This window comes from Vibrio sp. Vb1574 (genome assembly GCF_033338675.1).
The window spans coordinates 1-1,712 of record NZ_JAWOTC010000129.1; the positions used below are offsets into that span (position 1 = coordinate 1).

A 1,712-nucleotide genomic window follows, 5' to 3' on the forward strand; every position below is an offset into this window, starting at 1 on the left:
CAATGAACGGGTCCGAGGTGACTTGCTCTACTACCGGGTGGCGACCTGCTTGAATGTGAATACCTGGGTCTTTAACTAGAGTAGGGCGGCAATAATCCAATGAGTCTGCGCGTTCTGCTAGGTTTTGTAACACGTCCATCTGTGAAACGGCAGAAGCTAGGTTTTGCATTTGTTCAAGATGAGGCATCAGCAAATCGAACAGCTCTTCCCACAGTTTTTTCTCTAGTGCGAGTGCTTTTGATTTTGAGTTCAGAACTTTGTCTTCATGCTCTTTAAGCTCAGGAATAATGTAGCGCTCTGCATTTTTCAGAGTTTGGCGACGCACGTAATGTGGCGGTACCAAATGGCTTTGGCCACGGCTTACCTGAATGAAGAACCCATGTACAGCGTTGTAGCCAACTTTCAGCGTATCGATGCCATGACGCTCGCGTTCATCCGCTTCGAGCTTTTCTAGATACTCGGTTGCACCATCAGCGAGCTTGCGCCACTCATCCAATTCTTCGTTATAGCCTTCTGCAATCACACCACCATCGCGGATCACTACCGGCGGGTTTTCTTTGATAGCACGTTCAAGAAGCTCACATACCTCATCTATTGGCGCAGCAAATTGAGCCAACTTCACTAGGTATGGATGAGTTAAGGATGCAGTGAGTGATTCTAGTTCAGGAAGTTGCTGCATGGCATGGCGTAGGCGAGCCATATCTCGTGGACGAGCAGAACGTAGAGCAAGACGCGCTAAGATACGTTCAATATCGCCAATCTGTTTTAAAGTTGGCTGAAGATCGGTAAATAAGCCTTGATCTTTAATTTCACCAATCGCATCCAGGCGGTTGTTTAGCGTATCAATACAACGCATCGGCTGATGCAGCCAACGCTTTAACATGCGGCTGCCCATTGGGGTTGAGCAATGGTCGAGAACTGCGGCGAGTGTATTGTCCGTGCCGCCAGCTAAATTTTGGGTGATTTCTAGATTGCGACGCGTAGCTGCATCTAAAATTACAGAGTGATCTTGGCGATCAAACGTTAGTGAGCGGATATGTGGTAGAGCAGTGCGTTGTGTGTCTTTTACGTATTGAATCAAACAACCTGCGGCGCACAAACCAAGAGAGGCGTGCTCAACACCAAAACCGACAAGATCACGGGTGCCAAACTGCTGGTTCAACTGTTGTTTGGCAGTATCTAGTTCAAATTCCCATACAGGGCGACGACGGTTCCCGTTACGGTTCGACATCAAGTGGACTGGCTCGAAATCTTCAGGGAACAACAACTCACGCGGTGCGGTGCGTTGTAGTTCTGCCATCATGGATTCTTCGGTTTCTGGCTCCGTTAATTGAAAACGGCCAGAAGTAACGTCTAACGTCGCATAACCAAACTTGCCGTTGTGATGGTAAATCGCAGCGATTAAGTTATCGAGACGTTCAGAAAGCAGTGCCTCATCGGTTACGGTGCCTGGCGTGACAATGCGTACTACTTTACGCTCAACAGGACCTTTGCTCGTCGCAGGATCCCCAATTTGTTCACAGATTGCGACTGACTCACCAAGCTGAACTAGTTTCGCGAGATACCCTTCCACTGCATGGAATGGCACTCCCGCCATAGGAATAGGTTCTCCGGCCGATGAACCGCGCTTGGTTAATGAAATATCAAGCAGTTGAGACGCTCGTTTCGCGTCATCATAGAAGAGTTCGTAGAAATCGCCCATGCGGTAGAAC

1 protein-coding gene is annotated in these 1,712 nt (G+C 48.6%); it reads right to left on the minus strand.

The features are described 5' to 3' along the window. Positions 1–1,712, minus strand: a 1,712-nt coding sequence (gene mutS, locus R7O12_RS24130; protein WP_318126571.1) for a DNA mismatch repair protein MutS, incomplete at both ends; no start/stop codon positions are given.